Genomic DNA, 17,160 nt, shown 5'->3' on the forward strand with positions numbered 1-17,160 from the left:
TTTCCGGTATGGACAACATGCGAGTATTTCCAATTTTCGGGGCCACTTTGCATCAGCTTCAATCGTCCAATCTATTACCTGAATTGTCGAGCACCCCAAAACTCTGAACCAGCAATATCAACGGGACGGCAACAATATTGCCCGAGACACCCCAATGTATCTAATAACTTTGAGATATTCTCGTTTCATGCGACATTCCTCTGACAATTCTTTGCCTGCTGAGGATATACTCTAGGGTGGGATTCTGATTTTAGGGTTTATTTGTGCAATGAGTGCTCCGTTTTTATCCGTCGTCGTTCCCTGTTTCGACGAAGAAGAATCGCTGCCTGAATTGGTGCGCAGAGTCGTTGCGGTGTGCTCCGAAACCGCCGGTGACAGTTTCGAGCTTGTCCTCATAGATGACGGATCACGCGACAACACGCGGTCCTTGATCCGTAGGTTCAGCGACGAGAACCCGGCCATAATAGGCGTTTTCCTGTCCCGGAACTTTGGTCACCAACTGGCTTTGACGGCCGGTTTGAGGGTATGCAGCGGCGACCGCATTCTCATCCTTGATGCAGACCTTCAGGATCCGCCCGAACTTCTTCCCGACATGATGCAACTGATGGATGGCGGGGCCGATGTTGTCTATGGCAAGCGGACCGAACGGCAGGGCGAAACCCATTCCAAGCGCTTCACCGCCCATATGTTCTATCGGTTCCTCAACATGCTGGTGGATATCGACATTCCCCAGGACACCGGGGATTTCCGCCTTATCAGCCGGCGCGCTCTGAGCGTGCTGAACGAAATGCCGGAACAGCACAGGTTCATTCGGGGCATGGTCAGTTGGGTCGGGTTCAAACAGGTTCCGCTGGAATATACCCGCGCCGCCCGGTTCGCCGGTGAAACCAAGTATCCCATTCGCAAGATGCTCAGCTTTGCGATGGACGCCATTGCCGGATTTTCCATCGTTCCCTTGCGGCTTTCGATTTACCTTGGCTTCGTTTGTGCGCTGCTGGGTCTCATTTTCTTTGCCTATACGGCTTACAGTTACCTGACCGGTATCGCCATTCAGGGTTGGACGACGCTGATGTCGGTCGTCCTGATCCTTGGCAGTGGGCAACTTCTGGTTCTGGGTGTGATCGGCGAATATCTTGGACGGCTGTATATCCAGTCCAAACAGCGCCCCCTGTTCATCGTGGAAGAGATTGTCAGACAGGGAAATTCCTCTGAAACCGACCGGGATACCGATCCGAATGGCCTGACACTGCCGGACGAGATCGGGTCCTCCAGGCACGCGGCACAGTAGAACGGGCAATTCGGAATGTCAGTCAGAAGCGTCGTAACATTCGTGGTGACAGGCGGGATCGTCACTGGTGTTCATGTCGCCGTCGGGTTGATGGCGCATCATCTGGCGGGACTCGATCCGTTTGATGCCAACCTTGTGGCCTATTCTGTGGCGTTTTTTGTGTCCTACTTCGGCCATCGAAACTACTCGTTTCGATCGCCCGGGCGAGTTCGGTCCTCGATGCCAAAATTCTTTGCCATATCGGTCACCAACCTGTTTCTGAACCAGATCATCGTCTTCACAGTTTCGGACGTTATGGGCCAGCCCTACTGGGCATCGCTGGCGGTAATGATCGCGATCGTACCGGCATTTACATATTTCATGAGTAAAATCTGGGCGTTTAGCGATGGTGATTTCTGATGGATGAATATCGAGAAAGCGCCAGGCCGCAAGCGGCATCCAGCATGGCTGGCCCAGCACTTTCGCGCCCGGTTACGCTGGGTTTATCCTTCGTTTTGTGCGGCCTCGCGATTGCCTATCTGCTGTTCAAGATCCAGCAAATTGCCGGTTCGCCCGGCTTCGATTTCCGCTACATCTGGTTGGCAGGCGATATGTGGCTGGATGGCATAAATCCCTATGGCGAGTCTTATGAAGCCACAGGTGCCGCTAAAATAGACAAAGGGCACGTTCCCATCATGTGGGTCTACCCACCGACATGGTGGGCATTTGCAACACCATTCGGCGCGCTCGGCCTGCATGCCGCAAATATTGCTTGGAACTTATGCGGACTCGCTCTGGTTATCGCAATCTGCGGGCTGATCACCAGCGCGTTTGTGTCCACGTTTTCCGCCTTCAGCCAGAGTGTTTCAGAGCGCCTGGGTGGTTTGGTCTATCTGCCCATATTCAGCGTGCTGTTCTTCCTCATGGCCGTGCTGGAAGCAACGGCGATCCTGTTTTCCGTAGGTCAGACAACCCTGATTGCAGGTTTCGGAATTGCGCTCATGCTTTGGAGCCGGATCAACAAGAAGCTGTTTCTGGAGGCCATAGGGCTGACACTGGTGATCCTCAAACCTCAGATCGGAGGGCCGATCGCCATATTGCTTCTGTTGCTCGATCCCGGCTCGCGCAAGGTGGTTGCGGTCGCTTTTGGGTTGTCTGTTCTTCTTGTGCTTCCATCACTGCTTACAGCCCCCGGTGCGATTTTTCATTTCTTGCGCAACCTCGCGGCTTATGACGGGTTCACCGCGGCCAATCTGCCGCAATCCATGACCGGCATACGACTGGTCGTTTGGGAACTCACGAATCTCGACATCGGAAATCCCGTTGCGACCGTTGTCACGCTGGCCGTCATCTTGCTGTTGTGCGTCGGTCCGGCGCGCATCGTGCGGTCTACGGACAAGGCGGTTCTGACCTGGCAGATCTTCGCCCTGACAAGCGCAGTGATTGTCGCGCTGGCGCCGCTGCATATTTATGATTTTGTATTGCTCGCCATACCCCTGGCATTACTGTTTCAGGGCGGGTGGGTCAGTTCGGGACTTGCCCTTTGCGGCGCACTGTTGATTTGGCGATCTGAAAACCTTGCCGGTATTTGGGCGTTTCATGTCCCCGAGGTCGAGATATTTCCAAGCTCGCGCCTCGCGACAATAGGCGCTTTGGTGTTTCTGTTCGCAGTAATCACAGTCACGCTGCAACTGAACCGCAAAACCGTTAGCCGACTGGGTTCGATATGACGCGCACGATCTTTCTGACCGGAGCCACAGGATTTGTAGGACAGCGCGTATTGCCCGCGCTTGCTGCGCACGGATGGCACCTTCGCGTTCTGGTGCGCGATCCCGACCGGGCAAAGGACCTTCCGGGTGACGTGGAAACCTGCGTCGGCGACCTGACAGACCCGGCCAGCTATCGTGCGGCGCTTGACGGGGTTGAGACGGTTCTCCACCTTGGCGCGCTCACCGGAAAGGCCTCAAAGCACGAACATGAACTGATAAACCGCCAAGCGACACAACATCTGATTGCTGCCTGCAAAGAAAAGGGCGTCGGACAATTCCTTTTCGTCAGTTCTATTGCAGCGGGATACCCGGATAAGTCCTTTTATCCCTATGCCGAAGCCAAGGCGCGGGCCGAACAGGACTTGGCGGCCTCGGATCTGAGTTACACGATCCTTCGCCCCACTCTGATCCTTGGTCCGGGCTCGCCCATTGCGGACGCGCTTGGCACATTGGCCGGATTGCCGATTGTTCCACTGCCGCAAAAGGGTGGCCCTGTCAGTGTACAACCGATTTCCGTAGACGACGTTGCGCGCGGCATTGTCGAGGTTCTGAAACGTAACGCGTTCGAGCGGGAAACTCTGGACCTTGGCGGCCCTGAGAGTGTTTCGATGCAGGACTTATTGCGCAGGATTGCACAACTTCATTTTGACCGCACGCCGCGTTTCATGAAACTGCCCCTGCGCTTGGTGCAATGGCCCTTGGCTCTGCTCGAGCCCCTGGCCCGCGGCGTCATGCCTGCAACCGCAGGGCAGTTTGCCGTGTTCGGCAACAATTCCACAATAACGGACAACTGGTTGGTTCAGGCATTAGGGCCGGAAATGGCGGCGCTGAATGATCAGATCGGCACCCGACCATCAAACGGCGGCGGCAGTGGCGAAAGTGCCGTTGCCAAGACCCGGATGACCTCACCGTCAGAAGCCAAATCAGAGGCAAAGACTTTAGGCAAACACATGACCGGACAAGAGCCCAGCGAAGCGGCCCTCGAACACTATGCGCGTGCTCTGGAAGCGCTTGGCCTGAATCAGGAAGGCAACCAGTTCGATCAACTGACCCTTGCTCTGGCACGGCGCGGCGGGGCCCGACTTTGGCTGACCGACGGGTTCTGCGGGCTGCTTCACCGGCATGGTGTTTTGCGGCGACGGCAGGTCCTGTGCGCGGCAATTCTGGAGAACGAGGCCCAAACACATCAATCCTTTGACGGGTCGCCGGATGTCGGTGCCATCGGCGCATTGATGCGCCTTGCAATCGTCGGAACGGTTTCGGTTGCGGCTTCAGTGGCTGGAACAATCTTTTTGCTTCCCATGCGATTTTGGCTGAACCGCTCGGGCCCTGCGTCGACAAATGGTTTGAAATAGCATGCACATCGTCGTCGTTGGCTCTGGCCCCAGCGGGGTGCATTTCGCCCAGACAGCGCTTGAGCGTGGTCACATAGTCACAATGGTCGATGTCGGAAGAACCGGGCGGGAAGCACCGCTGCCACAAGCCGGGTTTTCCGAACTCAAAGCCACACATCCCGATGCGGTGCAGTATTTTCTGGGCGAACAATACGAAGCGGTCAGCCTGCCTGCTACAGACCCTGATCAGGACGAGGAGTATTATGGGCTTCCCGCGTCCAAGGACTACGTCTTTGACCATCCTGACCGGTTCAGGATGCAGATGCATGGCCTGTCTTCGCTAGTCTCGTTTGCAGCAGGCGGTCTGGCGGAATGCTGGACCGGTGGCGCCTACACCTTTAATGATGACGACCTGAGCGCGTTTGGCTTCGGCTACGACCGAATGGCACCGCATTACGCCAAAGTGGCCGAACGCATCGGCATCGGCGGAGAGGCCGATGAACTTGCGCGTTGGTATCCTGCACATGACGGATTGCTCGAACCCATCTCTCTGGATCGAAGCAGCGCGCTGTTGCTCCAAAAGTACCAGTCACGGCGCAACAAACTCGACAGCAGGCACCCGGGCATACGCCTTGGCCGGTCACGGCAGGCCGCTTTGTCCACCGATCTTGACGTCCGGAAGGCCTGTACCGAATGTGGCCGGTGCCTGTGGGGATGCCCCAACGGGGCATTCTACACCCCCTCCCTGACATTGGCGTCCCTGAAAAAACACCCGCAGTTCAATTATGCCCCGAACCGCTTTGCCAGCCATTTCAAGGTGACGGGGCAAGGGTCGCTAAGCCGTCTGGTCACCTACGCTGCAGGTGGCACAACGGAAGAGTTCACCGGAGACGCTTTCGTTCTTGCAGCCGGAACCATCAGCAGCGCAAACCTGTATCTTCGCACGGTCTACAAGGCATCCGGGGAAATCATCCAATTGCCGGGACTTATGGACAATCAGCAAATTCTGGCCCCGTTTCTCAACCTGTCCATGCTGGGGCGATCTTATGATCCGTCCTCCTATCAATACCACCAACTTGCAATTGGCATGGAGGCCGATAACGCAGAGAAATTCGTGCATGCGCAGGTCACGACAATGACAACCGGCAGCGCTCATCCGGTCATTGCACAAGTCCCGCTGGGGATGCGTGCGGGTCGCCAGATTTTCACAACGTTACGGTCGGCACTGGGTGTGGTGAATCTGAACTTCAACGACACCCGACGCGCAGAGAATTTCGCCACTCTGGATCCGCAGGTAGAGGCTGAGGGATGGCCTTCATTGTCGTTGAATTACGTTTCGCCGGATGGTCAGGATCGCGACATCTCTGACGCCTTGTCACGATTGAAACGGTTTATGCGCGATCTTGGCGCTCCGCTGGTGCCCGGCATGACACAGATACGCAAACCCGGGGCCAGTGTGCACTATTCCGGTACGTTGCCGATTTCGGAAACGGGCGGAGAGATGACCGTGACGCAAGATTGTCAATCGAACGACTTTGAGAACCTGTTCGTCGTCGACGGTTCCGTTTTTCCGGCGCTCCCATCCAAAAACCTGACATTTACACTGATGGCAAATGCAACGCGTGTCGCGACCGAAGTTTTCTGAGAAGCTGGTTTTCGACCAACTCGTGTCCTACCGATCTTAGAAAACCTCATATGTTGCAATTCCGTACCAACCCAGTTGCGCAGCTTACCATCCCGATTACTAGAACGGCACGGCTGTTTCGCAAGCACCAAAGGAACCGCGCCGTAACCCGATGTGCGACAAACAAGACCCGCTTATGTCGGCCCAGTTCCGGTTTGACAGCCACACGCCAGAGCAACAGGCCGATATCGGCCCATCTTTCATTCGGCGTCACATTGCTGAAACCGGCTAGCCATCCAACCCGACGGGCTTGCCGACAACCGTGAAATGCAGGCCCTCTGGGTCCAGCAATTCGGATGCGACGCGGTTCACTTCTTCCAGCGTCACCGCGTTGACCTGATCGTTGCGGGTGGCGATGTAGTCGATCGGCAGATCCTCCATCTGCATTCCGACCATGATCCCGGCGATCTGACCATTGCCATCAAAGCGCAGTGGGTAGGCGCCGGTCAGATAGGTCTTGGCGTCATCCAGCTCTTTCTGCGTCACACCTTCGGACGCGGCACGGGCCCATTCGTCGCGGATCACGTCCACCGCTTCAGCAATCCGGTCATTTGCCGAGGACACCGATCCCAAATAGACCGAGGCCAGATCCTTGGGCACCAGATAGGTTGCCACACCATAGGTCAGACCTCGTTTTTCGCGCACTTCCTGCATCAGTCGGCTTTCAAAACCTCCGCCACCAAGGATGTGGTTCAAAATATACGCGGCAAAGAAATCAGGATCGTCCCGGTCGATACCCCGTTGTGCGAACAGGGCCACCGATTGCGGCGTGTCGAACTCCACGACACTGACCCCGCCAGCGATGTTGACATCTGCCTTTTCGGGGATTGGCTTGCCGCTATCGGGCAAGTCGGCCAGCAGCTTGTCCAGCAATGCGCCAAGCTCTTCAGCGGTGATGTCTCCCACTGCGCCCACATACAGGCGGTCCTTGGCAAACACGGCGTCGTAGGCAGCCACGATATCATCACGGGTCAGCGCCGCAACGCTTTCGATCGTCCCCTTGCCTTCTGATCCGTAAGGGTGGTCTCCGTAGGCCATTTTCGCAAAGTTACGCCCCGCAATATCATTCGGATCGGTCTGATCCGAGCGCAGGCCCGACAGCACCTGTGCGCGCACCCTGTCGATCGCATCCTGATCGAACCGCGGTTCGTGGATGGTGGTCCGCAGCAGGTCGATCACATCATCGCGGTTTTCGGTCAGAAATTGCGCCGAAATGGCAACCGAGTCATCCGTGGCACGATATCTGAATGATGCCGCCAGCGATTCCAGTTCGCGTGCGTAGGTGCGCGCATCCATGTCACCGGAACCTTCCTCGATCAGACCGCTCATCAAATGGACTGCACCGCGCTTGTCAGGATCGTCCAGGGACGTTCCTCCGCGAAAGCGCAACTCCAGCGCGGTGAAGGGAATCGAGTGATCCTCAACCAGCCAGGCCGTTATTCCTCCGGGAGACGTAACCTCTTTGATCTCAATCTCGGCCCAGGCGGGCAGCGCGACGAGGCAAATGATCAAGGATGCTAACAAGCGTTTCATTGCGTCACCTCATCATCGCGCATCAACCAGCCGGTTACAGAAGCTTCGGGTTGCAGCACCTCGCGCGCCGCGGCGATGATTTCTTCCCCGGTCACGGCCTGCAGGATGTCGGGCCAGGCCTGAACGTCTTCGACCGTCAGACCGCTGGTCAGCGCCCGGCCATAGCGGTTGCCGATGCCGTCCACATTGTCGCGAGCATAGGTTTGGGCCGCGCGCAGCTGCATCTTGATCCGATCCAGATCGTCCGGGTTCACACCTTCAGCGATGAAATCGGCGACGGCCTGATCCATTGCCTTTTCGGCGTCCTGCAAGGAAACGCCTTCGGCGGGGACCACGATCAGGTCAAACGTCGTGTCGTCCAGCGAGACACCGCGATAGAATGCACCGGCATAGACGGCCTTCTGCTGCTCAAGCTGCAGCTTCTCGTTCAGGTATGATGTTGTGCTGCCACCCAGCAACTCTGCCAGCAGATACAGCGCGGCGGCCTTATCCTGGGCACCTGCGTCACGTTCAGGTGCCAAATAACTGCGTTGAACATAGGGCTGCGCGACGCGAGGATCCTTGTATGTCAAGCGGCGCTCAGCCGTCTGCGGGGGCTCCTGCGAGCGAACGCGTTCAGGCAGGTCAGGGTTGGCGGGAATCACACCGTAATATTGCTCGGCCAGAGATTTGACCTCATCGGGGTCGACATCGCCGGTCACGACCAGAATGGCGTTATTCGGTGCATAGTGGGTCTGATAGAAGGACAGCGCGTCCTCCATATCCAGCTCCTCCATCTCATGCATCCAGCCGATGATCGGAACACCGTACCGGTGATTGAGATACTGCGCCGCGCTCATCTGTTCACCGAACAGGGCGCGAGGGTTGTTTTCGGTTCGCTGGTTGCGCTCTTCGAGGATCACATCGCGTTCGGTGGCAATGTCCTCTTCGGTCAGGCGGATGTTGCGCATCCGGTCCGCCTCCATCCGCATCATCAGCTCCAATCGGTCAGCGGCGACGCGCTGAAAATAGGCGGTGTAGTCATAGGAGGTGAACGCATTGTCGTTGCCACCATTGGCCGCCACGGTGGCAGAAAACTCGCCGGGTGCCAGTGTATCTGTGCCCTTGAACAGCAAATGCTCAAGAAAATGCGCCACGCCGGATGAACCAATGGGTTCATCCGCTGAACCTGCCCGATACCAGACCATATGCTGTACCACGGGCGCGCGATGATCTTCGACCACAACGACATCCATACCGTTGTCCAGCGTGAACGTGGTAACCGCCTCGTGCCCTTCTTTGGCCAACACGGGTGTTGCAGCAAGAAGGGCGGCCGACAATGCAAGGGCCCTATACATGGGGCGTCCTCCGTTTGGTTTTATGGTGTTCAAACTACGGTGGCGCCGCGCTGGTTCAAGGCCGATGACGGAAAGTTAAGAAGATTTCATTCCGCCGGGGGTGCAGACGGCGTCTCGAGCCCTTGCCGGCGTGCCGCTTCGTTCTGTGCGTTCGCATCCAGCGCCTCTGCCCTGTAGGCCTGCGAATACCGGTCGACCGGGAACAGGCGCAGACGGGTGAAGCGTGCCTTGCGCTTGCGGAAATCCGCGTCTTCCTGAGCCGTCACCTGGCGGGTATTGGCTGGTACGCCATAGCGGCTGGAGGCCGTGACCAACGCTGCATCCGAAGATGGAATCGTCGTATTCGGGTTCAGCGCTGCGGCATTGCCGCCCAGAGCCACAACAGCATCGGCCTTGGGCGTCGGATCGGTCAGGTTCGCCCCGCCCGGTGTTGGCGCGGGCAGGAAGGCGTAGTCCTTTGGCTGAGTCAGTGGCTTCACCGGCAAAACCGAAAACTCATCCGGTCCCGGCCCCGGAGGCTGAAGATTGCGCAAACCAATGTCAGAGCAGCCCGCAACCGCAACGGCAAGTGTCAGGGCAAGTAAGGCGCGCGGCGTCCGCATTCGTGTCTCCAGCAAGTTTCAGGCGCTTTTATCGCATATCATCCGGCAGGTCACGAGGCCTTTTTGCCGTCAAACAGCACCAGACCCAATGCTCCCGCAAAAATGAACACGTCGGCCAGATTGAATACAAACGGGTTGTTGATCCCGCAGCAGGACATGTTCAGGAAATCCAGAACATAGCCGTAAAGCACCCGGTCAACCACATTGCCCAGCGCACCGCCAATCAGCAACCCGCCGCAAATCAGAATGAATTTCGACGGGGTCGATCGCATAAGCCAGACAAGGACACCAACCGAGATTGCAATGGAAATGCCGATCAATGCCCAACGGGCGGTCTCGGTGTCGCCCTGAAACAGGCCGAAATTGATACCGCGATTCTCGCCGTACTTGAAAACGACCAAAGGCGGCAGAACGTCGATTCCTCCGGGTTGTTCGGCCACGCGCATGACACGGACGACCAGATATTTGCTGATCTGGTCGATCAGAAACGCGGCCAAACCGGCCCAGAGCAAAAGACGGTACCGCATCAGTGGCGGAAATGGCGCATGCCGGTGAAGACCATGGCGAGGCCTGCCTCATCCGCGGCCGCGATCACCTCGCCATCGCGCATCGAGCCACCGGGTTGGATGACGCAGGTGGCACCGGCCTCAGCAGCTTCCATCAGACCGTCAGGGAAAGGGAAGAACGCGTCGGAGGCCACGGCCGAGCCGATGGTCAGTGGCTGCGGCAGGCCCAGCGTGTCTGCCATGCGTTCCGCTTTCTTGGCTGCAATCAGGGCCGAGTCCACGCGGCTCATCTGCCCTGCACCGACGCCAACGGTCGCGCCGTCCTTGACATAAACGATGGCGTTGGACTTGACGTGTTTCGCGACTTTCCAGGCAAACAACAGGTCACGCATCTGCGCGTCGGTCGGCGCTTTCTTGGTAACCACTTTCAGATCATCCATACCGACGAAGCCATTATCCTTGTCCTGAACCAACAGGCCACCGGCCACCTGGCGCACGGTCTTGCCGCCGGTGGTCACATCGGGCAGGGCTTCGGTGGTCAGCAGGCGCAGGTTCTTCTTGGCGGCAAAGATCGCCTTGGCCTCATCCGAGGCGCCGGGGGCGATCACGACCTCGGTAAAGATGCCGGTGATTTCCTGCGCGGTTTCGGCGTCCAGCGGCTGGTTCAGCGCTACAATGCCGCCAAAGGCCGAGGTGCGGTCACAGTCAAAGGCCGCTTTGTAGGCCTCCAGCAGGGTCGCGCCCTTGGCTACGCCACAGGGGTTCGCGTGCTTGATAATCGCACATGCGGCACTGTCGCGCGGATCGAACTCGGCGACCAGTTCAAAGGCCGCATCGGTGTCGTTGATGTTGTTGTAGCTCAGTTCCTTGCCCTGATGCTGCACGGCGGTTGCAACGCCGGGACGGTTGGTGCCATCGGTGTAGAAGGCCGCCGACTGGTGGCTGTTCTCGCCATAGCGCAGGGTCTGTTTCAACTCACCGGCAAAGGCGCGGCGTTTCGGGGCCTCAAGCTCCAGCGCGTCGGCCAGCCAGTTGGACACGGCGGTGTCATAGGCGGCAGTGCGGGCATAGGCCTTTTGCGCCAGCTTGCGGCGGAATTTCGGGCAGGTCGCGCCGTTATGCTGATCCAAGTCGCCCAGCAGTTTCTCGTAATCCTCGACATCCACCACCACGTTGACGAACGCATGGTTCTTGGCCGCCGCACGGATCATCGCGGGACCGCCAATGTCGATATTCTCAACACATTCATCGTAATCGGCACCTTTGGCAACGGTGGCCTCGAATGGGTAGAGGTTCACCACCAGCAAGTCGATCGCGCCGATCCCATGCTCGGTCATCGCGGCGACATGGGTGTCGTTGTCGCGCAATGCCAGCAGGCCGCCATGCACCATCGGATGCAGGGTTTTCACGCGGCCATCCATCATCTCGGGGAAACCCGTGACTTCGCTCACATCCTTTACGGCAAGCCCCGCATCGCGCAGAGCCTTTGCGGTGCCGCCGGTCGACAACAGTTCGACCCCGCGCTCGGCCAGCGCCTTGCCCAGCTCGATCAGCCCGGTCTTGTCGGAAACGGAAAGCAACGCGCGGCGCACGGGGTGAAGATCGGTCATGGGTCCAAAGGTCCTTTTGGCGTCAGTCGAATTCGGGCTCGTCCCGGTGCAGATCGCGCACGGCATAGGCTGTATCCTGTGCCTTGCTCAGCGTCCACCGGATGCGCGTCGCATACTCCATTGCGCGCCCGGATAGAACGATCTGTTTTGTCGCGCGTGGCTTCAGACGCCCTTTTTCAAGGTAAACACTTGGCTCGATAGACAATTTTGCCGTGTTGTCATGGCGGAAAACCCAGATTTCTCCGCTTTTGAGCGCCATGGACACCGCCGTACCGCCCAGATCCAGCGCCGCATCCACGTCGGGATGCAGGTGAAACCTGACGTCAAACGGAATGCCGTTCAGGCTTGAGGCATCCAGTGCGCGGTCGAACTGCCGTTTGGACCTGTCGGTCGTGGTCAGCAAGATGTCTTCGCCTGTCAGCTCGCGACCATCAAATCTCAGCTCGAATGTGCGGGCATGGGTCAGGCCGAATACTCTGACATAGCCGTCGTGACCGACCATCAGACGTTCACCCCCGAACGCCTGTTCGGTGTCTAGCGGTACATCCTGCGGGGCATCTACAAGGGCCTCATGCGCAGTGCCCTTTACCGGCGCGGTCAGGCGTGCGCTGGAATAGCCGTCCAGGCACAAGGTCGAATGTGACGGTGTTGCCCTGCCCGCGCGTCGCCAGTCCTGCCCGAAACTGACGCCTGATCCGCAATTTACGATCAAAGGCCGGCGTCCCGATGTCAGTTCGAACGCCAGGGTAGAGGCGTGGGCATTGTACGATGCCGCACCAGTCGGCGGTGCGCTGGCATCCACGATCACAGTTGTGCGCGCGGCAGAGAGGCGCGCAAATCCCATGGACAGGCCAGTCGTCGGTTGCGGTTTGACGCCGCTTTGCGCCAAGGCCTGATCCAGACGTCCTTCAAGGCCACGCCCGCCACCGTGAAACCGGGCCAGCGCGCCATCCGCGTGGCGCAGTTTTCGCAGCGTCGGAGCAATACGCTTGATCGCTTCGGTCTGAGAAGCGGGTGTGCCGCGTCCAATTTCGCTGAGCGCAGCGGACGTCCAGGACAAAAGCGTGAAGACTTCGAGCAACTCTTCGGGATTGCGCGTGGGAATGCCGCCCTGCGCGTCGACCTGCCGGTCGCATTCGCGTGCAAGTGCACGCAAGGCCGGGTCGGCCATCCGTTCCAAACCCTCCAACGCCAGCCCCGCCTGAACCAGACCGGCCAAAGCCTCGAACCGAGGCAAACCCGGCGTTGCAGCAGACCAGCGTTTCGACAGAAACCATGCCTGTTGCGCCAGTGAACGAAAGAAAGCTCTGCTTTGTGCTTCGTCCACACCGCGCAGAAGGAAAAGCGCGTGGTTGATCCAGCGCATGACCCGGCGGCCTGTCAGATCGGGTGCCCAGCCGGAACCCTGCCCGCGCCCGTGCGCCTCGATCCAGCCCCAGACCCAGCGCTGCGCCTTTTCCCGCGCGCGCATATCGCCCACCGCGGCCAGATCGTCCAGCCACGCGAAACCGTGGCGTTCATCGTCGAAATCCGTGCTGGGGGCAGTCACATCCCAAAGGGCGGTGTCTTCGGCCTCGACCAGGTAACCGGCAAACAGCAGGTTCCCGGCCACCAGTTGGCGCCCGCGCGCGAACGAACCAACGGTGCGCGGTTCCGGCTGGCCGACAAACCCCTCTACCGCCTTGCGCCGCTGAGCAAGCCGCGCATAAAGACGGTTCTGAAACCGCCTCCATCGGTTTGCCATGGTGTCTGACTGTGACATGCCGCTCGTTACTCTGCCCCCGACGCTCTGCCGGCGTCTGAACCAACGATAGACAGGTCTGAACGTCAAGTCATCGAAAAGAGTGCCATCAGGCGGATTTGTTCAGGCAGGCGATATAGAACCCGTCCATCCCACCACGTTCCGGCCAATAATCCGGACGCAGACGCAGGCCACCTTCGTCGGTGATCCAATCTGTTTCGACGCCCGGGACGGACAGCGCACCCCGATCCACCTGCATATCCGGCAACACGTCCAGAGCTTCTTCGATCTGCACCTCGCCCTCGTCCGGCAACAACGAGCAGGTACAATAAACCAACCGCCCTCCGGGTTTCAGCAAGGTCCATGCGTGGCCCAGCATGCGGGTTTGCAATTCGATCAATTCTCCGAATTCGGACCCGTCCTTGGCAAATGGCAAATCAGGATGGCGGCGAATAGTTCCGGTGGCCGAACAGGGCGCATCCAGCAGGATCGCATCATACTGTCCCTGATGTTCCAGCGCGTCGCCCACGATCACCTGCGCCGACAGCCCGGTGCGGGCAAGGTTTTCACGCACGCGTTCAGTTCGCCCTTCGGAAATGTCCAAGGCTGTGACATTGGCTCCGGCAGCGGCCAGTTGCAGCGTCTTGCCGCCCGGAGCCGCGCACAGGTCCAGTACGTTTTCGCCGGATTTCGGTGCCAGAATGCGAACAGGCAAAGCCGCCGCAGCGTCCTGCACCCACCACGCACCGTCCTTGTAACCCGGCAGGGCCGAGACCTGACCTGCATCCTGGATTCGAAATGATCCGGTCGGCAACTGGATTCCTTTGGGAGCCGCCGCATCCGCCTTGACGGTCAAATCCAATTGTGCCCCGGCGAAATGCGCTTGCTCCATCCCTTTGACAGCCTCATCGCCCCAGGCCACGGAAAGTGGTTCACGCAGCCATTCCGGCAGGCGCGGAACGCGCATTTTGGGCCATGCCTCGGGGCCTTCGGCAGCCACCTTGCGCAGCACCGCATTGACCAGACCCTTCAGCCGCCCATGCTTGCGCGACCGTCCGACAATTTCGACCATCGAATTGACCACGCCATGCGCTGCTGCACCATGACACAGCTCGACTGCACCCAGGCGCAATGCGTTGTGCACCGTCAGGGCAGGCGTGCGATTCAGATGATTACCGACCAGCCGATCCGCCCGCTCCAATCCGCGCAACGTCTCAAGCGCAAGTCGCTGCGCCCGTGCGCGATCCTCGGGGCCCAGCCGGTCCAGCGCCCCCGCAGCAAGGCATTCGGACAACAACCGCCCCTCGCCCAGAATCTGATCCAGCAGATAGATCGCGCTGCGCCGCGCCGCTGTTGGGTTGTCCGACATGGTATTGCCTTTGTGTGACCTCTGCCCGCATTGTCATCGGCGGACGGGGGCGTATATCAAGCACGTACCCGGAAAGGAACCCGAAGTCATGAGCGACACGCGCAAAGACCTGCCCCCCGCTGCCCAGCGCGCTTTGGCCGAGGCTGAAGAGCGTCGCCGCAAAGCCGAAGCCGAGGCCAAGGAGATGCCCAAGGAACTGGGCGGGCGCGACGGCCCCGACCCGGCCCGCTATGGCGATTGGGAGAAAAAGGGTATCGCGATCGACTTTTGATCCGAACGGGGACCCTTTCATCTGGATGAATGGACTTCGCGAAGCGCAAGCCCCCCGGTGTCAATCATCAGCCGAACGCAAAACTTCGTTACAACCCGAGCACATCCACCATATCATACTGGCCGGGTGCCTTGCCCTGCCCCCACAAGGCCGCCTTTAGCGCGCCACGCGCGAAAATCGCACGATCTGAGGCCAGATGGCGCAGAACAATGCGCTCTCCGGGTGCGGCGAACAACACGTCGTGCTCGCCCACGATGTCCCCGCCGCGAATGGCGTGGAATCCGATGTCACCCCGTTTACGCGCGCCCGTGATCCCATCCCGGCCCCTGTCGGAGACGTCCGACAGCTTGACGCCCCGTCCTTCGGCGGCTGCTTCACCCAGCATCAGCGCAGTGCCCGATGGCGCATCGACCTTGTGGTGATGGTGGCCTTCTATGATTTCAATGTCGAAATCCTCATCCAGCGCAGCTGCGACTTTCTTGGTCAGCTGCACAAGCAAGTTAACACCAAGGCTCATGTTACCGGCACGAATGATCACGGCGTGGCGCGAGGCCGGCTCCAGCGCCGCAATCTGTTCGTCGGTCATACCGGTGGTGCCGATCACATGGACACAGCGCGCCTGCGCGGCCAAAGCAGCGAATTCCAATGTCGCCTCGGGCGCAGTAAAGTCGATCACTGCCTGCGCTTGCGCGAAGGCCTCCAGCGGATCATCGGTCACAGTCACGCCCAGCGCCTGACCACCCATGGCCTCGCCCACATCCTGCCCAATCCAGTCATGGCCCTTACGCTCGACCACACCCACCAGACGCGCCTGATCACTGTCCGTGACGGTCTTGATCAGCATTTGCCCCATACGGCCCGAAACCCCTGTGATGACGATCCCCGGAATATGGGTCATAGCGCTGGTCCTTTTCCTCAATTTGGCTCAAAGCCTCCTACCCCGTTCGCGCCCGCTTGGCAAAGCCCTGCTTTGGGCTTAGATCGGGGACATGGCAAAGAACAAATTCCACGATGGCCCCGGCCCGTCCCAACGACAGCTGCGCGTCGGCGAACTGATCCGTCGCACCCTGTCCGAAGTTCTGGCGCGCGGAGATGTCCACGACCCCGACCTGAACCGAATGTCGATTACTGTGGGAGAGGTGCGCACCTCGCCCGATCTGAAAATCGCCACCGCCTTTGTGCTGCCCCTGGGAGGCAAGGGGCAGGAAGACGTGATCGAACTGCTGGCCCGTAACAAGGGCGAACTACGGCGCATGGTTGGCAAAAAGGTCGGCCTGAAGTTCTCGCCCGATCTTCGTTTCCGGCTGGATGACACGTTCGACCGTCTGGACGACACCCGCCGCATGTTCGAACAGGACGCGGTACGCCGCGATCTGGACGAGTGATCCGGGCACTCGTCATTTTGGGCGCAGCTCTCTGGGCGGCGCAAGCCTCTGCGGTCACCTGTGAAAAGCTGACCCACGAGGACAAGCGTTACACCATCTGCGAGGTGGATGCCGCCAACGAAGACCTGCGCCTGTTTCTCAATGGCGAAAACGGCGAGTTGCTGGGCCATTTCTCTTCGGTGAACGAAGCGCTTGAACCAAACGGCAAGCGACTGGCTTTTGCGATGAATGCCGGCATGTATCACGACGACCGGTCGCCCGTTGGCCACTATGTCGAAGAGGGCGAAGAGGTCATGCGTGTGATTCCGAATGCCGGACCCGGAAACTTTGGCCTGCTGCCAAACGGGGTGTTCTGCATCCGCGAGGGCCGCGCCGATGTGTTCGAGACACTGGACTACGTCGATAAGGATCCGGAATGCCGTTTCGCGTCTCAATCCGGCCCGATGCTGGTCATCGACGGTGAGTTGCATCCCCGCTTCTTGCCCGATTCGACCTCGCTTTATGTGCGCAACGGTGTGGGCACCAGCGCCGACGGCACACGGGCGGTGTTTGCGATCTCGGATGATTACGTCACCTTTCACGAATTCGGCAGCCTATTTCGCGATGTCATCGGCACCCCGAATGCTCTGTTTCTCGACGGTAACATCTCGCGCATGTATGACCGCGCGAACAATCGTTCGGATGTCGGGTTTTCACTGGGGCCGATCGTGGGCGTCGTCGAGGATGTACCCGCAAATTGACAGGGTGGTGGT

16 protein-coding genes are annotated in these 17,160 nt (G+C 59.1%); 8 read left to right on the forward strand and 8 right to left on the reverse strand.

Annotated elements, in window-relative coordinates; all coding sequences use genetic code 11:
- The first annotated feature begins 268 nt into the window (after positions 1-268).
- Genes AC2TDJ_RS00395 through AC2TDJ_RS00415 form a run of 5 tightly spaced genes read left to right on the forward strand, consistent with a single transcriptional unit; the run spans position 269 to position 6,015 of the window.
- Entirely contained in the window at positions 269-1,288 is a 1,020-nt protein-coding gene (locus AC2TDJ_RS00395; protein WP_480838128.1) for a glycosyltransferase family 2 protein, read from the forward strand.
- A gap of 15 nt (positions 1,289-1,303) precedes the next feature.
- Positions 1,304-1,687 carry a GtrA family protein gene (locus AC2TDJ_RS00400; RefSeq protein WP_480838130.1) on the forward strand — a complete coding sequence of 128 codons (384 nt, stop codon included), beginning with the start codon at positions 1,304-1,306 and terminating at the stop codon, positions 1,685-1,687.
- Positions 1,687-2,997: a glycosyltransferase family 87 protein gene (locus AC2TDJ_RS00405; RefSeq protein ID WP_480838132.1), complete on the forward strand. Its 1,311-nt coding sequence runs from the start codon at positions 1,687-1,689 to the stop codon at positions 2,995-2,997. The genes AC2TDJ_RS00400 and AC2TDJ_RS00405 overlap by 1 nt, the downstream gene beginning before the upstream one ends.
- Positions 2,994-4,391, forward strand: a complete 1,398-nt coding sequence (locus tag AC2TDJ_RS00410) for an SDR family oxidoreductase (protein WP_480838134.1) — start codon at positions 2,994-2,996, stop codon at positions 4,389-4,391. The genes AC2TDJ_RS00405 and AC2TDJ_RS00410 overlap by 4 nt, the downstream gene beginning before the upstream one ends.
- 1 nt (position 4,392) lies before the next feature.
- Positions 4,393-6,015, forward strand: a complete 1,623-nt coding sequence (locus AC2TDJ_RS00415; protein WP_480838136.1) for a GMC oxidoreductase — start codon at positions 4,393-4,395, stop codon at positions 6,013-6,015.
- A 267-nt stretch (positions 6,016-6,282) separates the two neighbouring features.
- On the opposite strand, the gene AC2TDJ_RS00420 is transcribed toward AC2TDJ_RS00415, so the two are convergent.
- From AC2TDJ_RS00420 to AC2TDJ_RS00450, 7 genes are all read right to left on the reverse strand, one after another.
- Positions 6,283-7,587 (reverse strand): M16 family metallopeptidase, encoded by a 1,305-nt coding sequence (locus AC2TDJ_RS00420; RefSeq protein WP_480838138.1) that lies wholly within the window; start codon positions 7,585-7,587, stop codon positions 6,283-6,285.
- Positions 7,584-8,924 (reverse strand): M16 family metallopeptidase, encoded by a 1,341-nt coding sequence (locus AC2TDJ_RS00425; RefSeq protein ID WP_480838140.1) that lies wholly within the window; start codon positions 8,922-8,924, stop codon positions 7,584-7,586. The genes AC2TDJ_RS00420 and AC2TDJ_RS00425 overlap by 4 nt, the downstream gene beginning before the upstream one ends.
- An 86-nt stretch (positions 8,925-9,010) precedes the next feature.
- Entirely contained in the window at positions 9,011-9,526 is a 516-nt protein-coding gene (locus AC2TDJ_RS00430; protein ID WP_480838142.1) for a DUF3035 domain-containing protein, read from the reverse strand.
- Between the two features lie 50 nt (positions 9,527-9,576).
- Positions 9,577-10,053 (reverse strand): signal peptidase II, encoded by a 477-nt coding sequence (gene lspA / locus AC2TDJ_RS00435; RefSeq protein WP_480838144.1) that lies wholly within the window; start codon positions 10,051-10,053, stop codon positions 9,577-9,579.
- Positions 10,053-11,642 carry a bifunctional phosphoribosylaminoimidazolecarboxamide formyltransferase/IMP cyclohydrolase gene (gene purH / locus AC2TDJ_RS00440; protein ID WP_480838146.1) on the reverse strand — a complete coding sequence of 530 codons (1,590 nt, stop codon included), beginning with the start codon at positions 11,640-11,642 and terminating at the stop codon, positions 10,053-10,055. The genes lspA and purH overlap by 1 nt, the downstream gene beginning before the upstream one ends.
- A 22-nt stretch (positions 11,643-11,664) precedes the next feature.
- Entirely contained in the window at positions 11,665-13,404 is a 1,740-nt protein-coding gene (locus tag AC2TDJ_RS00445) for a heparinase II/III family protein (protein ID WP_480838148.1), read from the reverse strand.
- Positions 13,405-13,492: 88 nt separating this feature from the next.
- Positions 13,493-14,752 (reverse strand): RsmB/NOP family class I SAM-dependent RNA methyltransferase, encoded by a 1,260-nt coding sequence (locus tag AC2TDJ_RS00450; RefSeq protein ID WP_480838150.1) that lies wholly within the window; start codon positions 14,750-14,752, stop codon positions 13,493-13,495.
- 88 nt (positions 14,753-14,840) lie between these two features.
- On the opposite strand from AC2TDJ_RS00450, the gene AC2TDJ_RS00455 reads away from it, so the two are divergent.
- Positions 14,841-15,023, forward strand: a complete 183-nt coding sequence (locus AC2TDJ_RS00455; protein ID WP_480838152.1) for a DUF1674 domain-containing protein — start codon at positions 14,841-14,843, stop codon at positions 15,021-15,023.
- An 88-nt stretch (positions 15,024-15,111) separates the two neighbouring features.
- On the opposite strand, the gene dapB is transcribed toward AC2TDJ_RS00455, so the two are convergent.
- Positions 15,112-15,921, reverse strand: coding sequence for a 4-hydroxy-tetrahydrodipicolinate reductase (dapB, locus tag AC2TDJ_RS00460; RefSeq protein ID WP_480838154.1), 810 nt, complete (start codon positions 15,919-15,921; stop codon positions 15,112-15,114).
- Positions 15,922-16,012: 91 nt separating this feature from the next.
- Between dapB and rbfA the strand changes: the two genes are divergently transcribed.
- Positions 16,013-16,408: a 30S ribosome-binding factor RbfA gene (rbfA, locus tag AC2TDJ_RS00465; protein ID WP_480838156.1), complete on the forward strand. Its 396-nt coding sequence runs from the start codon at positions 16,013-16,015 to the stop codon at positions 16,406-16,408.
- Positions 16,405-17,148 (forward strand): phosphodiester glycosidase family protein, encoded by a 744-nt coding sequence (locus AC2TDJ_RS00470; protein WP_480838158.1) that lies wholly within the window; start codon positions 16,405-16,407, stop codon positions 17,146-17,148. The genes rbfA and AC2TDJ_RS00470 overlap by 4 nt, the downstream gene beginning before the upstream one ends.
- The last annotated feature ends 12 nt before the right edge of the window (positions 17,149-17,160 follow it).

This window comes from Ruegeria sp. HKCCD6647-2 (genome assembly GCF_057221075.1).

Coding starts and splice junctions, on each gene's coding strand:
- AC2TDJ_RS00410 (WP_480838134.1), top strand. CDS start 2,994: ATGACGCGCACGATCTTTCTGACCGGAGCCACAGGATTTGTAGGACAG.
- AC2TDJ_RS00395 (WP_480838128.1), top strand. CDS start 269: ATGAGTGCTCCGTTTTTATCCGTCGTCGTTCCCTGTTTCGACGAAGAA.
- AC2TDJ_RS00425 (WP_480838140.1), bottom strand. CDS start 8,924: ATGTATAGGGCCCTTGCATTGTCGGCCGCCCTTCTTGCTGCAACACCC.
- AC2TDJ_RS00420 (WP_480838138.1), bottom strand. CDS start 7,587: ATGAAACGCTTGTTAGCATCCTTGATCATTTGCCTCGTCGCGCTGCCC.
- AC2TDJ_RS00445 (WP_480838148.1), bottom strand. CDS start 13,404: ATGTCACAGTCAGACACCATGGCAAACCGATGGAGGCGGTTTCAGAAC.
- AC2TDJ_RS00400 (WP_480838130.1), top strand. CDS start 1,304: ATGTCAGTCAGAAGCGTCGTAACATTCGTGGTGACAGGCGGGATCGTC.
- AC2TDJ_RS00430 (WP_480838142.1), bottom strand. CDS start 9,526: ATGCGGACGCCGCGCGCCTTACTTGCCCTGACACTTGCCGTTGCGGTT.
- lspA (WP_480838144.1), bottom strand. CDS start 10,053: ATGCGGTACCGTCTTTTGCTCTGGGCCGGTTTGGCCGCGTTTCTGATC.
- AC2TDJ_RS00455 (WP_480838152.1), top strand. CDS start 14,841: ATGAGCGACACGCGCAAAGACCTGCCCCCCGCTGCCCAGCGCGCTTTG.
- rbfA (WP_480838156.1), top strand. CDS start 16,013: ATGGCAAAGAACAAATTCCACGATGGCCCCGGCCCGTCCCAACGACAG.
- purH (WP_480838146.1), bottom strand. CDS start 11,642: ATGACCGATCTTCACCCCGTGCGCCGCGCGTTGCTTTCCGTTTCCGAC.
- dapB (WP_480838154.1), bottom strand. CDS start 15,921: ATGACCCATATTCCGGGGATCGTCATCACAGGGGTTTCGGGCCGTATG.
- AC2TDJ_RS00405 (WP_480838132.1), top strand. CDS start 1,687: ATGGATGAATATCGAGAAAGCGCCAGGCCGCAAGCGGCATCCAGCATG.
- AC2TDJ_RS00450 (WP_480838150.1), bottom strand. CDS start 14,752: ATGTCGGACAACCCAACAGCGGCGCGGCGCAGCGCGATCTATCTGCTG.
- AC2TDJ_RS00415 (WP_480838136.1), top strand. CDS start 4,393: ATGCACATCGTCGTCGTTGGCTCTGGCCCCAGCGGGGTGCATTTCGCC.